The sequence below is a fragment of the Micromonospora sp. NPDC049900 genome, from assembly GCF_044461025.1.
Taxonomy (GTDB): domain Bacteria; phylum Actinomycetota; class Actinomycetes; order Mycobacteriales; family Micromonosporaceae; genus Micromonospora.
On record NZ_JBITKM010000008.1, the window covers coordinates 74,831 to 92,489 of the forward strand.

15 protein-coding genes are annotated in these 17,659 nt (G+C 74.3%); 7 read left to right on the forward strand and 8 right to left on the reverse strand.

The annotated features are described in order from the left end of the window. Window positions 1-130: 130 nt before the first annotated feature. The 6 genes from ACIBMZ_RS19165 (at window position 131) to ACIBMZ_RS19190 (ending at window position 7,687) form a co-directional block, all read left to right on the forward strand. On the forward strand, window positions 131-1,348 hold the full coding sequence (locus tag ACIBMZ_RS19165; protein ID WP_396695500.1) for an ROK family protein: 1,218 nt from the start codon (window positions 131-133) through the stop codon (window positions 1,346-1,348). Window positions 1,349-1,577: 229 nt separating this feature from the next. After that, on the forward strand, window positions 1,578-4,025 hold the full coding sequence (locus tag ACIBMZ_RS19170) for a glycoside hydrolase family 3 C-terminal domain-containing protein (protein WP_396695502.1): 2,448 nt from the start codon (window positions 1,578-1,580) through the stop codon (window positions 4,023-4,025). After that, window positions 4,022-5,086 (forward strand): LacI family DNA-binding transcriptional regulator, encoded by a 1,065-nt coding sequence (locus tag ACIBMZ_RS19175; RefSeq protein ID WP_396695504.1) that lies wholly within the window; start codon window positions 4,022-4,024, stop codon window positions 5,084-5,086. The genes ACIBMZ_RS19170 and ACIBMZ_RS19175 overlap by 4 nt, the downstream gene beginning before the upstream one ends. Before the next feature lie 46 nt (window positions 5,087-5,132). After that, window positions 5,133-6,347, forward strand: coding sequence for a hypothetical protein (locus tag ACIBMZ_RS19180; protein WP_396695506.1), 1,215 nt, complete (start codon window positions 5,133-5,135; stop codon window positions 6,345-6,347). 159 nt (window positions 6,348-6,506) lie between these two features. Next, window positions 6,507-7,100, forward strand: a complete 594-nt coding sequence (locus ACIBMZ_RS19185) for a pyridoxamine 5'-phosphate oxidase family protein (protein ID WP_396695508.1) — start codon at window positions 6,507-6,509, stop codon at window positions 7,098-7,100. Between the two features lie 245 nt (window positions 7,101-7,345). Beyond that, entirely contained in the window at window positions 7,346-7,687 is a 342-nt protein-coding gene (locus tag ACIBMZ_RS19190; RefSeq protein WP_046564157.1) for an RNA polymerase-binding protein RbpA, read from the forward strand. 64 nt (window positions 7,688-7,751) lie between these two features. Here the strand turns inward: ACIBMZ_RS19190 and ACIBMZ_RS19195 are convergent, their stop codons facing one another. From ACIBMZ_RS19195 to ACIBMZ_RS19210, 4 genes are all read right to left on the reverse strand, one after another. Continuing rightward, window positions 7,752-8,294, reverse strand: a complete 543-nt coding sequence (locus ACIBMZ_RS19195; protein ID WP_396695512.1) for an FxsA family protein — start codon at window positions 8,292-8,294, stop codon at window positions 7,752-7,754. Window positions 8,295-8,384: 90 nt separating this feature from the next. Further along, complete coding sequence (locus ACIBMZ_RS19200) at window positions 8,385-9,191, reverse strand: polyprenol monophosphomannose synthase (protein WP_396695514.1); 807 nt, start codon at window positions 9,189-9,191, stop codon at window positions 8,385-8,387. A 30-nt stretch (window positions 9,192-9,221) separates the two neighbouring features. Continuing rightward, on the reverse strand, window positions 9,222-10,838 hold the full coding sequence (lnt, locus tag ACIBMZ_RS19205; RefSeq protein ID WP_396695854.1) for an apolipoprotein N-acyltransferase: 1,617 nt from the start codon (window positions 10,836-10,838) through the stop codon (window positions 9,222-9,224). A gap of 133 nt (window positions 10,839-10,971) precedes the next feature. Then, window positions 10,972-12,549 carry an FAD-dependent oxidoreductase gene (locus ACIBMZ_RS19210; protein WP_396695516.1) on the reverse strand — a complete coding sequence of 526 codons (1,578 nt, stop codon included), beginning with the start codon at window positions 12,547-12,549 and terminating at the stop codon, window positions 10,972-10,974. 72 nt (window positions 12,550-12,621) lie between these two features. Between ACIBMZ_RS19210 and ACIBMZ_RS19215 the strand changes: the two genes are divergently transcribed. Beyond that, complete coding sequence (locus ACIBMZ_RS19215; protein ID WP_396695518.1) at window positions 12,622-13,203, forward strand: helix-turn-helix domain-containing protein; 582 nt, start codon at window positions 12,622-12,624, stop codon at window positions 13,201-13,203. A gap of 407 nt (window positions 13,204-13,610) precedes the next feature. Here the strand turns inward: ACIBMZ_RS19215 and ACIBMZ_RS19220 are convergent, their stop codons facing one another. Genes ACIBMZ_RS19220 through ACIBMZ_RS19235 form a run of 4 tightly spaced genes read right to left on the reverse strand, consistent with a single transcriptional unit; the run spans window position 13,611 to window position 17,654 of the window. After that, window positions 13,611-14,939, reverse strand: coding sequence for a glutamate mutase L (locus ACIBMZ_RS19220; RefSeq protein ID WP_396695520.1), 1,329 nt, complete (start codon window positions 14,937-14,939; stop codon window positions 13,611-13,613). Continuing rightward, window positions 14,936-15,328, reverse strand: a complete 393-nt coding sequence (locus tag ACIBMZ_RS19225) for a hotdog domain-containing protein (protein ID WP_396695522.1) — start codon at window positions 15,326-15,328, stop codon at window positions 14,936-14,938. The genes ACIBMZ_RS19220 and ACIBMZ_RS19225 overlap by 4 nt, the downstream gene beginning before the upstream one ends. Then, window positions 15,325-16,086, reverse strand: coding sequence for an OAM dimerization domain-containing protein (locus tag ACIBMZ_RS19230; RefSeq protein ID WP_396695524.1), 762 nt, complete (start codon window positions 16,084-16,086; stop codon window positions 15,325-15,327). Before ACIBMZ_RS19230 ends, ACIBMZ_RS19225 begins: the two co-directional genes overlap by 4 nt. Next, a complete protein-coding gene (locus ACIBMZ_RS19235) occupies window positions 16,083-17,654 on the reverse strand; it encodes a lysine 5,6-aminomutase subunit alpha (protein ID WP_396695856.1) in 1,572 nt (523 codons plus the stop codon). Before ACIBMZ_RS19235 ends, ACIBMZ_RS19230 begins: the two co-directional genes overlap by 4 nt. Window positions 17,655-17,659: the final 5 nt, after the last annotated feature.

Below are 17,659 nucleotides of genomic sequence, written 5' to 3' on the forward strand. Positions count from 1 at the left end.
CTAATCGACGGCTATCCCGTCCCACAAGACAGGGCGTGCCGGCGGCCCGGACGGCGTGGTCGGTCCCGCCACCGCGGTACGCGATGATGGACGCGCGCGCCACGACACCGGCGCAGGGAGCGGGCAGATCGTGATCAGCATCCAGAACGAGCCGCAGCCGACCGACCTCGGTGACGTGCGGGTCGCCAACCGCGCGGTGGTCCTGCGGCACGTCCGCCTGCACGCCCCCTGCTCCCGCGCCGACATCGCCGCCCGCACCGGCCTCAACAAGGCCACCGTTTCCAGCCTCGTCAGCGAGCTGATCGACCAGCGGCTGGTCCGCGAGACCGGGCTCACCGAGAACCGGGTCGGCCGTCCCGCGACGATGCTGGTGCTCGACGGTGAGCCGTACGCCGCACTCGGCCTGCAGGTCGGCGCCGACGAACTGGTCGCGGTCGCCATCGACCTCGGCGGCAACCGGCTGCTCACCTGGCGTCGGGCCTTCGCCGCCGACACCGCCTCCCCCGCCGAGACCCTGCGCGCCCTGACCGCCCTGGCCCGCCGCGCGATCGGCCGGGTCACCGCACAGGGCCGCACCATGCTCGGCCTCACCGTCGGGGTGCCCGGGCTGGTCGACCCCGCCGGGGCGGTCCCGCTGTCCGACGCCCTCGGCTGGCGGGACGTTGCGGTCGCCGACGACCTGCGCGCGGCCCTGCGGGAACCCACCTTCACCGTCGGCGTGGACACCGTCGCCAACCTCGCGGCACTGGCCGAACAGCGACACGGCGCGTACGCGGGCACCGCCGACCTGGTGCACCTGGCCGGCGGCATCACCGTCGGCGCCGGGATCATCGCCGCCGGCCGGCTGCTGCGCGGTGGACGCGGCTTCGCCGGCGGCATCGGCCACCTGCCCGTGGACCCGACCGGGCCGCCCTGCGACTGCGGCGGCCGAGGCTGCCTGACCACCCTGGTCGGACTGCCCGCCGTGGTCCGCCGACTGCTGCCCGACGCCGAGGCCGACGGCCCGGTCACCGACTACCTGCCCGAGCTGACCCGGATCGTGACATTGGCCCGCCAGGACGACCCCACGGTGTGCAACGGCCTGGCCGAGACCGGCCGGCACCTCGGCCGTGGCGTGGCCGTCCTGGCCGACCTGCTCAACCCGGAGGCGGTGGTGCTCGGCGACCACTTCGCCACCCTGGCGCCCTGGCTGCTGCCGGCGGCCCGCTCCGAGCTCGCCGCGCGGGCCCACGCCCCCGGCGCCGGCGGCGTCCGGCTCGACGCCTCCACCCTGGACACCGCGGCGGCGCTCGGCGGTGCCACCGCGGCCCTGGCCGCCGTCGAGGCCGGACGGTTGCCGACCCGCTGACCTGGGCACCGCGCACCGAGTCTTGACCGGACCGGTCGATGGTGCCAACCTCGAAGCGAGCCGCTCCGCTCGGGCACCCGGGGCGGCTTGCTTTCCACGGCTCGTCGAAGCGCTTCACCTGCGTCCGGGACGACGACCGTCACCCCACCGTCACCTGCGATGCCGCTCGGCCGTCCGCCGTCGAAGCGCTTCGACCTCCGGCGCGCCGGGCACTGGAAGGCGATCCACCATGACCGACCCCACCCTGCCCGCACCCCGGGACCGGATCGATGACCTGCTGGCCCGGCTCACCATGCCCGAGAAGGTCGGCCTGCTGCACCAGTGGCAGGCAGCGGTCCCCCGGCTCGACCTGCCCCCGTTCAAGACCGGCACCGAAGCGCTGCACGGCGTCGCCTGGCTCGGCACGGCCACCGTGTTCCCCCAGGTCATCGGCCTGGCCAGCAGTTGGGACCCGGACCTGATCCGGGCCGTCGGCGCGGCCGTCGGCACCGAGGTCCGCGCCAAGAACCACGCCGACCCGCAGCGCGTCGGCCTCAACGTCTGGGCACCCGTGGTCAACCCGCTGCGCGACCCGCGCTGGGGCCGCAACGAGGAGGGCTGGTCGGAGGACCCGTGGCTGACCGGCCGGCTCGCCACCGCCTACGCGCGGGGGCTGTGCGGTGACCATCCCGAGCGGCTGCGGACCGCCCCCACGGTCAAGCACTTCCTCGGCTACAACAACGAGACCGACCGGGCCACCACCTCCAGCGACCTGCCGCCCCGGGTGCTGCACGAGTACGAACTGCCCGCCTTCCGGGCCCCGATCGCCGCCGGTGTCGCGGTCGGCGCGATGGCGTCGTACAACCTGGTCGACGGGGTGCCGGCGCACCTGAGCCCACTCATCGACGGCGAACTGCGCCGGTGGGCGTCGGACGAAATGCTGGTGGTCGGCGACGCGGGCGCGGTCGGCAACCTCACCGACGTGCAGGACCAGACACCCGACCACGTGCACGGATTCGCCGCCGCCCTGCGTGCCGGGATCGACAGCTTCACCGAGAACCACACCGACAGCGCCCCCACCCGGCGGTGGTTGGCCGAGGCACTCGACCGGGGCCTGATCTCGGCGTCCGACGTGGATCGGGCGGTACGGCGCATCCTGTCGGTACGGCTGCGCCTGGGTGACCTGGACCCGCCGCACGACGACCCGTACGCCGCCACCCCCGCCGACGTCGTCGACTGCCCGGCCCACCGCGACCTGGCCCGGCAGGCCGCCCGCGACTCCGTGGTGCTGCTGCGCAACACCGGCCTGCTGCCCCTGCCCGCCGGCACCCGGGTCGCCGTGCTCGGCCCGCTGGCCGACACCGTCTACGAGGACTGGTACAGCGGCACCCTGCCGTACGCGGTCACCACCTACCAGGGGTTGGCCGGGCGGCTGCCGCAGGTCACCACGCACCCGGGCACCGACCGCGTCGCGCTGCGCGCCGGTGACCGGTACGTGGGCTGCCCGGACACCGCCGACGGCGGCCCGCTGACCCTCGGCGCCGACGCCGCCCACTTCGACGTGTTCGACTGGGGACGCGACACGGTGGCGCTGCGGGCCGTCGGCAACGGCCGGCACGTCGGCGTCGACGACGACGGCGCCCTGCGCAACGACCGCCCCGGACCGGGCGGCTGGGTGGTGCGCGAGACGTTCCAGTTCGACCCGCTGCCCGCCGGCACCGTCCTGCTGCGTCACCTGGCCACCGACCGGTACGTCACCGTCGACGCCGACGGGCGACTGCGCGTCGACGGCGACGACCGGCAGGCCGCCACCGCCTTCGGCATCGACCTGGTGACCGACGGCGCGGCCGAGGCCGCCGCGCTGGCCGCCGACGCCGACGTGGCGGTGGTGGCGTTGGGCAACCACCCGATGGTCAACGGCCGCGAGACCGAGGACCGGGTGGACCTGGCCCTGCCCGCCCGGCAGGAGGCCATGCTGCGTGCCGTGCACGCCGCCAATCCGCACACCGTGCTGGTGGTGACCAGCAGCTACCCGTACGCGATCGGGTGGGCGCAGCAGCACCTGCCGGCGGTGCTCTGGTCCGCGCACGGCGGGCAGGAGCACGGCCGGGCGCTGACCGACGTGCTGCTCGGTGACGCCGACCCGGCCGGCCGGCTCACCCAGACCTGGTACGCCGACACCGCCGACCTGCCCGACCTGCTCGACTACGACGTGATCGGCGCGGACTCCACCTACCTGTACTTCCGGGGCGAGCCGCTGTACCCGTTCGGCCACGGCCTGTCCTACGCCCGCTTCGACTACGCCGACCTGCGGCTGAGCGCCGACACCGCGTCGGTCGACGAGACCGTCGAGGTGAGCGTGGAGGTCACCAACAGCGGCACCCGGCCGGGCGTGGAGGTGGTGCAGCTCTACACCCGGCAACGCCGCTCCCGGGTCAAGCAGCCGCTGCGGCAACTGCGGGACTTCGACCGGATCACCCTGGCTCCCGGACAGAGCCGCAGGGTCACGCTGCGGCTGCGCACCGCCGAGCTGGGCTGGTGGGACGCCGACCGGGGCGCGCTCGTGGTGGAGGACGCCACCCACAGCGTGCTGGTCGGCCGCTCCGCCACCGACGTCCGGCTGATCGGCGCGCTGGCGGTACGCGGCGACACGGCGGCCCGGTCGGCGCGGCTGCACAGCGCGAGCGGGGCCCGGTGAGCCGGCGGGCGTCGGGTCAGCCCACCATCGCCGACGTGGCCCGGCACGCGGGTGTCGCGGTGAGCACCGTGTCGTACGTGCTCAGCGGCAAGCGGGCCATCTCCGAGCTGACCCGCAACCGGGTGCTGGCCAGCATCCGGGTGCTCGGCTACCACCCGAACGCCGGGGCGCGGGCGCTGGCCAGCCGCCGCTCCAACGTGATCGCCCTGGTGCTGCCGCTGCGCTCGGGCATCCAGGTGCCGGTGGTGATGCAGTTCGCCACGGCGGTGGTGACCTCGGCCCGCCGTCACGACCACGACGTGCTGCTGGTGACCTCCGACGAGGGGCCGGAGGGGCTGCGTCGGGTCGCCGCCGGGGCGCTCGTCGACGGGGTGCTGGTGATGGACGTGGAGTTGCACGACGTGCGGGTGCCGCTGCTGCGGGGGCTGGGTCGCCCCAGCGTCCTGATCGGCGTACCCGCCGACACCGCCGGCCTGACCTGTGTGGACCTGGACTTCCACCGGGCCGGCCAGGTGTGCGTGGAGCACCTGGCTGGCCTCGGGCACCGGCGGGTGGCGCTGCTGGGTGCGCCGGCCGCCGTCTACGACCGGGGCACCGGGTTCGCCCACCGGACGCGGGCCGGTGTGGTGGAGGCGGCTGCCTCGCACGGCGTGGAGGCGGTGACGATGCCGTGCGAGGAGAACGCCGCCGACGTACGCCGTCGGGTGGTGGAGTTGTTCGCCCGGCACCCCGACCTGTCCGGCCTGGTGGTGCAGAACGAGTCGGCCGTGGGCGCGGTGCAGGCGGCACTGGCCGGGTTGGGGCGGCGGGTGCCGCACGACGTGTCGATGGTGGCGGTCTGCCCGGACCAGTTCGCCGAGCACGCCGGTCCCCGGCTCACCTCGGTGCCGGTGCCCGCCGAGGAGATCGGTCGCCAGGCGGTGGCGTTGCTGATGCGCAAGTTGGCCGAGGAACCGGTGCCGGAGACGACGCTGTTGGAGCCCCGGTTGACGGTGCGGGACAGCACCGCCGCCCCGGCGGTCGACACGGCCTCGTACGGCGGTGCGGCACCGGTGCGGTGACGGGCCGACGGGACGGTGGTGGACGGCTCACTAGACTGCCCGTTCGATGGACGTCCAGCCCGCCCCCACCGCCGACACCCGCCCCTGCGCCCACTGCGGCCGCGACGTGCCGCAGCGCGTCGGCGCGGGCCGTCCGTTCCGGTACTGCCGGGACAACGACGGCGCCTGCCAGCGGGCCTCCCGCAACAGCCGGATGCGCCACCGCAACGCCCCCGGCCTGCCCGGTCAGGTGGCCCGCACATGGGAGGCGGTGGACCGGCTCGACCAGATCGTCGAGACGTTGACCGAGGCCCTGCACGCCGAGCTGTCCCCGTCGGGGGTGCAGCGTCAGGTGGCGCAGGTCCGGGCGGAGACCGCCGGTGAGGTCGCGGCGGCGCAGGCCGAGCGGGACGAGGCGGTGCGGGCCGCCGAGGACGCCGCCGCCCGCGCCGAACGGGACCGCCGGGCGGCCGAGACCGCCGCCGTCGACCGGGACGCCGCGCGCGCCGAGGCCGCCGGGTCCCTGGCCCGGGCCGACGCCGCCGACCAGCGTGCCGAGGCCGCCGAGACGGCCCGGGACGAGGCGCGGCGCGCGGCGGTGGCCGCCGAGGCGCTGCGCACGCAGGCCGAGGCCGACCGGGACACCGCCCGCGCGCAGGCGGACACCCTGCGGGCCGATCTGGACACCGCCCACCGTCGCGTCGCCGACCGCACTGCCGAGCGGGACACCGCCCGCGCCGAGGCCGAACGGGTCGCCCACGCCCTCGGCGAGGCCGCCGCCGAGGTGGAGCGGCTGCGGACCGTGACGGACCGGGCCAACGCCGCCGCCGACCAGGCCCGCGCCGACGTGGAGCAGGCCCGGACCCACCTCGCCCAGGCCCGCGCCGACGCCGAGCAGGCCCGGTCCGAGGCGGCGCGGGCCCGTGCCGCCGCCGACGCCGACCGGGCCCAGGTCGCGGCGGCCCAGGCGGAGGTGGCGGCGGTGCAGGCCGAGATCGAGCGGACCCGCACCCAGGCGACCGCCGACCGGGACCGGGCCCAGGCGGTGGCCCGGCAGGCCGCCGGGGACCTGGCCGCCGCGCTCGCCGACGTCAGCACGCTAAGCGCCGACCTGGCCGCCGCCCGGGCCGCCGCGGGCACCGCCGAGCGGGGGCTCGACGACGTGACGGTACGCCTGCGCGCCACCGAGGCCGACCGGGACGACGCCCGCCAGCGGGTGGCGCAGTTGGCCGCCCAGGTGGCGGAGCTGGCCACCGCCCTGACCCGCCGCGCCACCTCCTGACCCGCCGCCCGCACACCCTTGTTGATCAAGAGGTTCGGGCGCGAATGGTGGCCCTGTCCCCGCCCAAACCTCTTGATCGACGCATGCCGGGGCGGTCGCGTGTGTCGAGGGCTGGGAAGGGGGCGGCGGGGTGGGCGGGGACTCGCCGATGATGGGCGGATGGGGAAGACCTACGAACGCATCGACGGTCGGCTGCGGGACTTCATCGAGGCCCAGCCGATGTTCTTCACCGCGACCGCGCCGCTTTCCGGTGACGGCACGGTCAACCTGTCGCCGAAGGGCCTGCGGGGGTGCCTGGCGGTCCTCGACGAACTGACCGTGGCCTACCTCGACTTCGCCGGCAGCAACGCCGAGACCATCGCCCATCTGCGGGAGAACGGCCGGATCACGCTGATGTGGTGTGCCTTCTCCGGGCCGCCGTCGATCGTGCGGGTGCACGGGCGGGGCGAGCCGGTGTTCCGCGACGACCCCCGCTTCCCGGGGCTGCTGGCCCGCTTCCCGGACATCGACAGCACCGCGCACGGGCTGCGGGCGGTCATCGTGGTGCACGCCCGGCTGATCCGCGACACCTGCGGGTTCGCGGTGCCGCTGATGACCTACGACGCCGACCGGGACCTGCACGGCCGCCGGTTCGCCCGGGAGGACGACGCGTCGCTGGACGCCTACTTCGCCGGCAAGGACGACGTCGCCACCAGCATCGACGGCCTGCCCGGGCTGCCGCTGCCGCTGCCACCGACGCCCCGGGCGGGTTGATCACGGCGCGCCGCCGCCCACCGGCCCCGGCCCGGTGCGTGCGAGGGCTACGATCTCCGCTGGCGGCGACGGTCCGCCGAGACGACCCGGCGGGCGGACCCGACCGGGTACGCGTTGCGGCCCGCTACCCTTGACCCGTACCCGCCGTGCTGCCGGACGTCAAGACGGCGGCCACGGGGAATGGCCCGGCGACGGCGGACCGTTACACCGATAGGACCAGCACCACCACAGAGGGGAAGTCGATCATGGGCGAGCGCATGCTGCGCGGTAGCCGACTGGGCGCGGTCAGCTACGAATCCGATCGCAACACGGAGCTCGCGCCGCGGCAGACCCGCGAGTACCTGTGCGCCAAGGGTCACCAGTTCGAGGTGCCGTTCGCCGTCGACGCCGAGGTGCCCACCACCTGGGAGTGCAAGTTCGACGGCAGCGTGGCACGGCTGGTCGACGGCAGCGAGCCGGAGCAGAAGAAGGCCAAGCCGCCGCGTACCCACTGGGACATGCTGCTGGAGCGGCGTTCGATCGCCGAGCTGGAGGACATCCTCGCCGAACGGCTCCAGGAGGTCCGGACCCGTCGCGGTCGCGCCTGACCGGTCACACCACCGACGCCCCGGGAGATCATCTCCCGGGGCGTCGTCGTGCGCGGTGTCGCGTTCAGCGCGGCTCCACGATCTCGCCCTCGATGGCGCGCCCGTCGTCGACGACCGGCTGCTGCTGCGGCGGGGTCTGCGGGGCGGGGGCGGGCTGCTCACCGGCCGGCTGCTGCGGCGCACCCCGGTACACGTGCACCCGGCGCGGCCCGAACAGGTCACCGGCGGTCATCGACGACACCCGCCGCTCGGCGGACCGTTGGATGCCGCCACGGGCCAGCCGGCGCACCGGCGGCACCAGCAGCACCAATCCCACCACTCCGCTGACCAGCCCCGGGGTGGCCAGCAGCAGCGCACCGAGCAGCCCGATCAGCCCGTCGGTGACCTGACCGCCGGGGGGCCGACCGGACTGCGCCGCGTCCCGGAAGCCCCGCCAGGCCCGGATCCCCTCGCGGCGTAGCAGGACCAGTCCCAGCAGCGAGGCCGCGAACACCAGCAGCGTCGCCGCGCCGAAGCCGATCGCCCGGCCCACCACCACGAACACGGCCAGTTCCGCTGCCAGGGACACCAGCAGGGCCAACGGTACGAACCTCACTGTCCGGCGCATCTCACCCCATCCGCCTCACGGCGCTCGTCATCGGACGGCGCGCCCGGCGGGGCGCAGCCGTCCCGTCCATCCAGCATGACACGCTCCGGCTCACGGCCAGCGGGCCCGCCCCACCGTGGCCGCCTGCCAACCCTGCCGCACCGCGCTACGCCGGTCGCGTACCGCCCAGCCGGTGATGCGCCACAGCGCCTCGGCCACGATCAGCGGGCTCATCTTGCTGTCGCCGCGTTCCCGCTCGGCGAACGTGATCGGCACCTCCACGATCCGCGCCCCCGCCCGGTGCGCCAACCGGGACAGCTCCACCTGGAACGAGTACCCCTGCGAGCACACCGACTCCAGGTCCACCGTGTCGAGCACACCGGCCCGGTACACCCGGTAGCCGCCGGTGGCATCGGCCACCGGCATACCCAGCGCCAGCCGCGCGTACAGGTTGCCGCACCGCGACAGCAGCAGCCGCCGCAGCGGCCAGTTCAGCACCCGGGCGCCCCGCGTCCACCGCGACCCGATCACCACGTCGGCGTGCCGGGCGGCGTTCAGCAGCGCCGGCAGGTCCTCCGGGGCGTGCGAGCCGTCGGCGTCCATCTCCACCACCGCGTCGTAGCCGCGTTGGCGCGCCCACGCGAACCCGGCCAGGTACGCCGCACCGAGGCCCTGCTTGCCCTCCCGGTGCAGCACGTGCACATGCGCGTCACCGCGCGCCAGACCGTCGGCGATACGGCCGGTGCCGTCGGGACTGTTGTCGTCGGCGACGAGGATCTCCACCTGCGGCGCGGCGGCCCGCACCCGCCGCACGATCGCGCTGACGTTGTCGGCCTCGTTGTAGGTCGGGATGACCACCAGCACCCGACCCACACCGGGCACCCCGGTCGCGGCCGGACGGATGTCGGTCCTGCGCATCACCGCTGCCCCTCTCCGGGCAGCCGCCGGTCATCCGGCTCGGCCGCCCCACCGGCGCCGCACCAGGGCCGCCCCGACCAACGCGGCCACGGACAGCCCGGCCAGCACCACCTCGGGCAGCACCCCGACCCGGGTGGCGAGGGTGCGCCCCTCGGTCAGCCGCAGCTCACGCACCACGACCGCCTGGGTGTTGAACCCGGTGGCGTCGCTTACCCGCCCGTCCGGGGAGACGAACCCGGACACCCCGACCGTGGAGGCCATCAACGCGGGCCGACCGTGCTCGACGGCCCGCAACCGGACCATCGCCAACTGCTGGCGGGCCTCGGCCTCGTCGAAGGTGGCGTTGTTGGTCTGCACCACCAGCACCTGCGCCCCACCGACCACGGTGTCGCGCACCAGCCCGTCGTAGGCCACCTCGAAACAGATCACGTCGCCGAGCACCGCCGCCGGGGTCCGCACCACCCCCGGTGCGGTGCCGGCCACGAAGTCGGCCCGGACCCGGTCGACCTGGTCGCTGACCATCCGGGCGATACGCCGCAACGGCACATACTCGGCGAACGGCACCGGATGCCGCTTGACGTAGAGCTGCTCCAGGTCGGGGCCGCTGCCCGGCCGCCACAGCAGGCCCGCGTTGCGCACCTGCCCCTGCTCGGGGCCGGTCAGCACCGCACCGACCAGGATCGGTACGTCGATCGCGTCGGCGGCCTCGGAGATGCGGATGTTGGCCGACGGGTTGCGCAGCGGGTCGATGTCGCTGGAGTTCTCCGGCCACACCACCAGGTCCGGGCGGGCCCGGGTGCCGGCGGCCACCTCACCGGCCAGGGCGATAGTGGCGTTCACGTGGTTGTTCAGCACCGCCTGCCGTTGGGCGTTGAAGTCCAACCCGAGGCGGGGCACGTTGCCCTGCACGATCGCCACGGTCACCGTGTCACCGGTGGCCGTGGTGCTCACCGGCACCAGCAGCCCCCCGCCGACCAGCAGCACCAGCGCCGCCGCGCATCCGGCGGCCGGGGTCCACCAGCGGGCACCGGCGGCCCGCCGGGCCCGCTGAGTCCACCACACGCCGGTCACCAGCAGCCCACCGGCCGTGGCGACCGCGAACGTCACCAGCGGGGCACCGCCGACGGCCGCCAACCCCAGCAGCGGCGAGCCGTCCTGACCGAACGCCAGCCGCCCCCACGGGAACCCCCCGAACGGGGTGCGGTCCCGCAGCGCCTCCTGCCCCACCCACAGCACACCGGTCAGCGCCGGCCACCCCGCCGGATACCGGTCGGCCAGCGGCGACACCCACGCGGTGCCCAGACCCAGCAACGCCAGGTAGCCGGCCTGCAACAGCGACAGCAGCACCCACGGCAGGTAACCGGTGTGCAGGTTCGTCCAGGACAGCAGCGGCGCGAACAGCGCCAGCCCGGCCAGGAAACCCAGACCCGCCCCGGCCCGCAGTCGCCGCCGGTGCGTCGCGGCGGCCAGCAGCGCCACCCCGACCGGCGCCAGCGGCCACCACCCGTACGGCGGGAACGCCACCAGCAGCGCCAACCCGGCGGCCACCGCCATCCCCACCGCCACCGGCAGGGGCAGCGGCCGGGGCGTACCGGCCGACCGGCAGGCGGCGGGCCGGACGGTGTCGGCGCGGTCCGCGGTCGTCACGGGGGCGTCAGGCGGGGTCACGCGCCGAAGGCTACCCGCCCGACGGACCCCGACACCGACGCGGTCACCGGCCTCGTCGCCGCCGGTGACCGCGCCCCCCGCTACCGCCCCTGCGGCGGCCACGTGGGGTGTCTCAGCGGCGGCGGGCCACCAGCACCGCGTCGCGGACGACCGTCTCCCGGCCGTCGTGCACCGCCGTACGGGGGCGGCTCTGCGTCACCAGCACCTCGAACCGCTGCGGGTCCAGGTCCGCGGCGACCTGCTCGGCGGTGAACATCATCTCCGGGTAGCGGGCGCGGTGACCGCCGACGTGCGTGTCACCGGGGTCGTGCCCGACGATCAGCAGCCGCCCGCCCGGGGCCACCGCCTCGGCCAGCCGCGCGAACATCTCCCGCCGCGCGTCCGGCGGAAGCTGCATGAACTGCGCCGACACCAGGTCGTACGCGCCCGGCGGCGGCGACCAGCTCAGCAGGTCCGCGTGCGTGAAATCAATGCGCGCGGCGACCTGCGCACCGGCGTCGCGGGCGTGCGCGGCGGCCCGCTCCAGGGCGGTGGCGGAGATGTCCACGCCGGTGACCTGCCACCCCTGTTCGGCCAGCCACACCGCGTCGGCGCCCTCACCGCTGCCCACGTCCAACGCCCGGCCCGGCGCGGTGCCCGCCACCTCGGCGACGAGCTGCGCGTTGGGTCGGCCGCTCCACATCGACGTCCGCGACCGGTACCGCTCCTCCCAGGCCGCCTCGGTGAACATCTCCTCCCGTTGCCGCCGACGCGCGGCCACCGCGAGGCGGGTGTCCTCCTCGACCAGGTCGGCGTTGATCGCCGCCCCGGCCGTCAGGCCCGCCCCGGCGGCCCGGATGACCTGCGCCGACACGTCGGTGACGTTGCCGGCCACCCACACCCCGGGCACCGTGGTGGCGCCGGTCGCGTCGGCCGCGATGCGCCGGCCGATCACGTGCCCGGACATCTCCACATCCTCCGGGACCAGCCCGAGCGACTCCAGCAGCGCCGACCGGGCGGTCATGCCCGTCGCCACCACCAGCGCGTCGAGCGCCACGACCTCCCCGGAGGCGAGCCGTACGCCGGTGAGCCGGTCCTCGGCCACCGTCACCGCCGTCACCTCGCCCGGCACCACCCCGACCTCGCGGGCCGCCAACCGCTCGGCCTGCTCGGCGTCCGGCGTCGGCCCCTGGTGCGTCAGCAGCAGCACGTGCGGGCTCCACTGCCGCCACAGCAGCGCCTGGTGCACCGCGAGGGGCCCGGTCGCCAACACCCCGACGCGCCGGTCCCGCACCTCCCACCCGTGGCAGTACGGGCAGTGCAGCACGTCCCGGCCCCACCGCTGCGCCAACCCCGGCACCGGCGGCAGCTCGTCGACCAGGCCGGTGGTGACCAGCAGCCGCCGTGCCCGGACCCGCCGGTCGCCGTCGACGGTCACGACGAAGGCGTCCCCGTCGCGGGTCACCGCCTCGACCCGCCCGTCCACCACGTGCCCGCCGTGCCCGGTGACCTCGGCACGGCCGGTCGCCGTCAACTCCGTCGGCGGCGAGCCCTCCCGACCCAGATAGTTGTGCACCCGGTCGGCGGGCGCGTTGCGGGGCGCTCCCGCGTCCACCACCAGCACCGAGCGGCGCGCCCGCGCCAGGGCCAACGCCCCGGCCAGCCCGGCCGCGCCGCCGCCGACCACCACCACGTCGTATCCGTCGTCCATGCGTACCCCCTCGTGACCTGTGCGGCTCCACGCTGCACCCCGCCCGCCGAAACGACAAGTAATGTTGCCGCTATGGCAAACGACGAAGCGACGGTGCTCGCGGAGGTCGGCCCCCGGCTCCGCGCCCTACGCAAACGACGCGGCACCACCCTGAGTGAACTCGCCGACACCACCGGCATCTCCGTCAGCACCCTGTCCCGACTCGAATCCGGCCACCGCCGCCCCACCCTGGAACTACTCCTGCCACTGGCCCGCGCCCACCAGGTGCCCCTGGACGAACTCGTCGGCGCGCCCGCCGTCGGCGACCCCCGGGTCCGCCCCCGACCGATCGTCCGCCACGGCATGACGTTCCTGCCGCTGACCCGCCGCCCCGGCGGCGTCCAGGCGTTCAAGCAGATCCTGCCGCCACACACCCCCGCCGACCCGCAACCGGCCTCCCACGAGGGCTACGAATGGCTGTACGTGCTCTCCGGCCGCATCCGGCTGCGCCTGGGCGACAACGAGATAACCTTGCACCCCGGCGAGGTCGCCGAGTTCGACACCCGCGTGCCGCACTCCGTCGCCAACCCCGACCCGACCCCCGCCGAAGTCCTCAACCTGTACGGCCCCCAAGGCGAACGCCTGCACGTACGGGCCCGACCCGCCACCGACTGACCACACGAAATCGGGGCGCGGCATACGCCGCGCCCCGATGCTCCCAGGCCCTTCCCAGCCGGTGCGGCGGGAATGAGGCACGCCGACCTTCGGACCGACCAGACGGTGACTGGCTGTCCCCGTCGGGCCGTTGTCTACTGGCCGTGCACCCCACCCTGCCCGTACACCGGTAACCGCGGCCGGTTCGCGCCGCCCCGCCGACCCCCGCCCGCTGGACCTGGCCGCCGCGACAACCGTCGCTCGGCCAGCGGACGAAGGGACGAAGCGAACAACAGCCGCTTCCCGTGGTAGGACTCAAAGACGGTACGTGGCGCACCCCCGACCTTGTCAACCCACCCCCGACGAGTCGCCACACCGGCACGGCGTGTCGCGCTCACCGTCACCGTCCGCAGTCGACCCGACACCGGTCACGCCGACACCAGCGGCCCCAGCAACGCCCGCGCCGCCCCCGGATGCTCCGCCGCCAACAACCCCGCCGCCGCCAACACGTAGTCGACGTCCACCACCGCCCGCGCCGCCCTCGGCACCGCCCACCCACCCGCGTGATCACCCAACACCGCCCGCCACACCGGCGACACCTCACCGTCGCGGGCATGCCGCAACACCCCACCCGAGCCCACCAGCAGCCGCACGTCCCGCAGATCCCGACCGGCCCGCTCACCGGTGCCCACACCCCGGGCGTGCCGCCGCACCGCCACCGTCGCCGCCAACGCCGCCAACCGGCCGTCCGACGCCCGCCCCGCCGCATCCGACGGCAGGAAACCCGGATCCGCGGCCCGCACCGCCGCCTCGGCCGCCAACGCCTCCCGCTCGCCGTCACCGACCAGCCGCTCCTCCACGGCCGCCCGCACGACCCCCGGCGCGCTCCACCGCATCCCCAGATCCCCCTCCACCGTCCGCGCCCGCCACAACGCCCCGGCCACCTCCCGACCCGGCCCATCGGCCCGCTCGTCCGGAGTCAACACCGAATACACGTCCGTGGTGGCGCCCCCCACGTCCACCACCACCAGATCGCCACCGACCGCGTCCGCCAACACCTCCACCCCGGTCAGCACCGCATCCGGCGTCGCCGCCCGCACCAGCCGCCCGAACCGCGCCCCCCGCGACAGACGCTTACCGCCGATCACATGCCGCAGGAACACCTGCCGGATCGCCGCCCGCGCCGACAACGGCGCCAACACCCCGATGCGCGGCAACACGTTGTCGGCCACCGTCACCGGCACCCCCGCACCGGCCAACACCGCCGCCAACTCCGCGCGCACGTCGACGTTGCCGGCCAACACCACCGGCACCCGCCACCGCGCCCGCGCCAACCGCGTCGCGTTGTGGGTCAGCGTCTCGGCGTCCCCACCGTCGGTGCCACCCACCAGCAACACCACGTCCGGCCGCGCCGCCCGCAACCCGGCCAGCTCCGCCCGCCCCAACCGGCCGGCGGCCACATGCACCACGTCGGCCCCCGCCGACAACCCCACCCGCCGACCCGCCTGCGCCGTCACCAACGGCTCGTACCCCACCACCGCCAACCGCAGCCCACCACCGGCCGACGAACACACGAACCACGGCACGTCCCGACCACCCACCCCGGTCGCCGCCACCGCCGCGTCCAGACCGTGCAGCACGTCCGTACCCACCGTCGTCGGCACCGACGCCGCCGCCACCAACCCACCACCGGCCAGGTCGACCACCGCCACCTTCGTGAACGTCGACCCGACGTCGGCGCAGACCGCGACACTCATACCGGCGCGGGCACGACCACCGTGCCGGTCGCCGACACCGCCACCACCGGCACCTCCAACACCTCCGCCGCCGACCCACCCCGATCCGGCCGCCCCCGACACACCACCCGCGCCTCGAAGTCCAACGTCCGGCTGCGGGAACCCACCCGCGTCACCGTCGCCACCACCTCCAGCACGTCACCGGCCCGCATCGGCGCCCGGAACTGCACATCCGAGTACGACGCGAACAACCCCTCGTCCCCGTCCGTACGGATGCACACCTCCGTGGCCACGTCACCGAACAATCCCAACGCGTACGCCCCATCGACCAGGTTCCCCGCGTAATGCGCGTGCGTGTACGGCACATACCGCCGATGCGTCACCGTCAACCCCACCCGAGGATCCGTCATGCCGCCCCCACCTTCCGACCCGTCACCAACGCGTGCACCAGATACGACGCCACCTCACCCGGCGTGGTGCCCCGACCGAAGATCCGATCCACCCCCAACTCGGTCGCCTGCGACTCGTCGAACCGCGGCCCACCCACGATCAACAACGGCCGCCGCCCCACCGGCAACGCCTCCCGGAACGCCGCCGACATCTCCCGCGTGTTGTGCAGATGCGCGTCCCGCTGCGTCACCACCTGCGACACCAACACCGCATCCGCCCGCGCCGCCCGCGCCGCCTCCACCAACTCCGGCACACTCACCTGCGCACCCAGGTTCGTCACCGACAACTCCCGGTAGTACTCCAGACCCTTCTCCCCCGCGATCCCCTTCACGTTCAGGATCGCGTCGATGCCCACCGTGTGCGCATCCGTGCCGATACACGCCCCCACCACCGACAACTTGCGCCGCAACCGCCGCTTCACCACCGCGTTGACCTCCTTGGCCGACAGCAGCGGAAAGTCCCGCTCCACCACCTGCACCGCCGACAGGTCCACCAGATGATTCACCCGCCCGTACACCACGAAGAACGTGAACCCGTCACCCATCTGCTTCGCGTGCACCAACAACGCCGGATCCATCCCCATCCGGTTCGCCAACTGGATCGCCGCACCCTCGGCCCGCTTGTCGTGCGGCACCGGCAACGTGAACGACACCTGCACCATGCCGTCACCGGTGGTGTCCCCGTACGGCCGCACCACCGGCCCCTGCGACGCGCTCACGCCACCGCCTCCAGGATCTCCGTCGCCGGGTTGTAGTAGTCGGCCTCGTGCGCCGCCACCCCGTCCAACCCCTTGCCCCGATCCGCCGGTCGCTTCATGATCCCGAACGTGCCCTCGGCGATCGCCGTCAACAACGACCGCTCACCGATGCGCTCCAACAACTTCACCGCCTCACCCAGCACACGGTGCGCCCGCTGCTGGATGAACCCACCCGGCGCCGGCACGAAGTCCTCGTGCAACCCACCGGCGGCACCCAACACGTACCGCACGTTCTGCAGGGCGATGTCCCGATCCGACAACCACGGCGTCACCACCGCCTCCGTCATCATCCCCACCAGCAGGATCCCCTGCCCCGTCATGGCACCCACCAGGTTGAAGAACCCGTCCAGCAGATTGCCCCGGAACACGTCACCGGTCATGTGCTTCGTCGGCGGCATCCACTTCAACGGCGCATCCGGGAACAACTCCCGCGCCAACAACGCGTGCGCCAACTCCAACCGGAACGACTCCGGCACCTCCGGATTGATCTCGAACGCGTGCCCCAACCCCAACTGCCAGTCCGCCAACCCCGCCTCGTGCGCGAAGTACTCGTTCAACAACTGCGACACCGTCACCGTGTGCGCCTCGTCCACCGCGTCCGCAGTGGTCAGATAGTTGTCCTCACCGGTGTTGATGACGATCCCCGCCCGCGCGTGCACCTGCCGCGAGAACCGCTGGTCCACGAACGTCCGGATCGGATTGATGTCCCGGAACAGAATCCCGTACATCGAATCGTTGAGCATCATGTCCAGCCGCTCCAGGCCCGCGAGCGTCGCCATCTCCGGCATGCACAACCCCGACGCGTAATTCGTCAACCGCACATACCGGCCCAACTCCCGCGACGACTCGTCCAACGCCGCCCGCATCAACCGGAAGTTCTCCTGCGTCGCGTACGTCCCCGCGAACCCCTCCCGGGTCGCCCCCTCCGGCACGTAGTCCAACAACGACTGACCCGTCGACCGGATCACCGCGATCACGTCCGCACCCGCCCGCGCCGCCGCCTGCGCCTGCGGAATGTCCTCGTAGATGTCCCCCGTCGCCACGATCAGATACACCCACGGCCGCCGCACCGGATCCCCGAACCGCCGCACCAACCGATCCCGCTCCGCCCGCCGCCGATCGATCCGCCGCACCCCCGCCGCCACCGCCCGCCGCGCCGCCCGCCGCGCCACCGTCGCCGACCTCCCCGACGGCACCACGAACCGCACCGACCCCGCCGCCGCCTTCTGCGCCAGCAACGTCACATCCGAGATCTCCTCACGCGCCAACGCCTCGAACACCGGCGCCGCCACCCCGTGCCCCAACCCCACATCCGCCACCACCGCGTCCACCAACCGGTTCACCCACGGGATACCGTCCGGATCGGCCCCCGCCACCCCGGCCAACCGCAACACCGCACGCTCCACCGACACCGTGGTGTGCCCCCGCGCCAACTCCACCACCGGCTGCCCGACCCGCCGCGCCAACTCCCGCGCCCGCGCCACCACCACCGGATCCAGATCCAGCTTCCCGCCCGAGAACCCACTCACCTGCG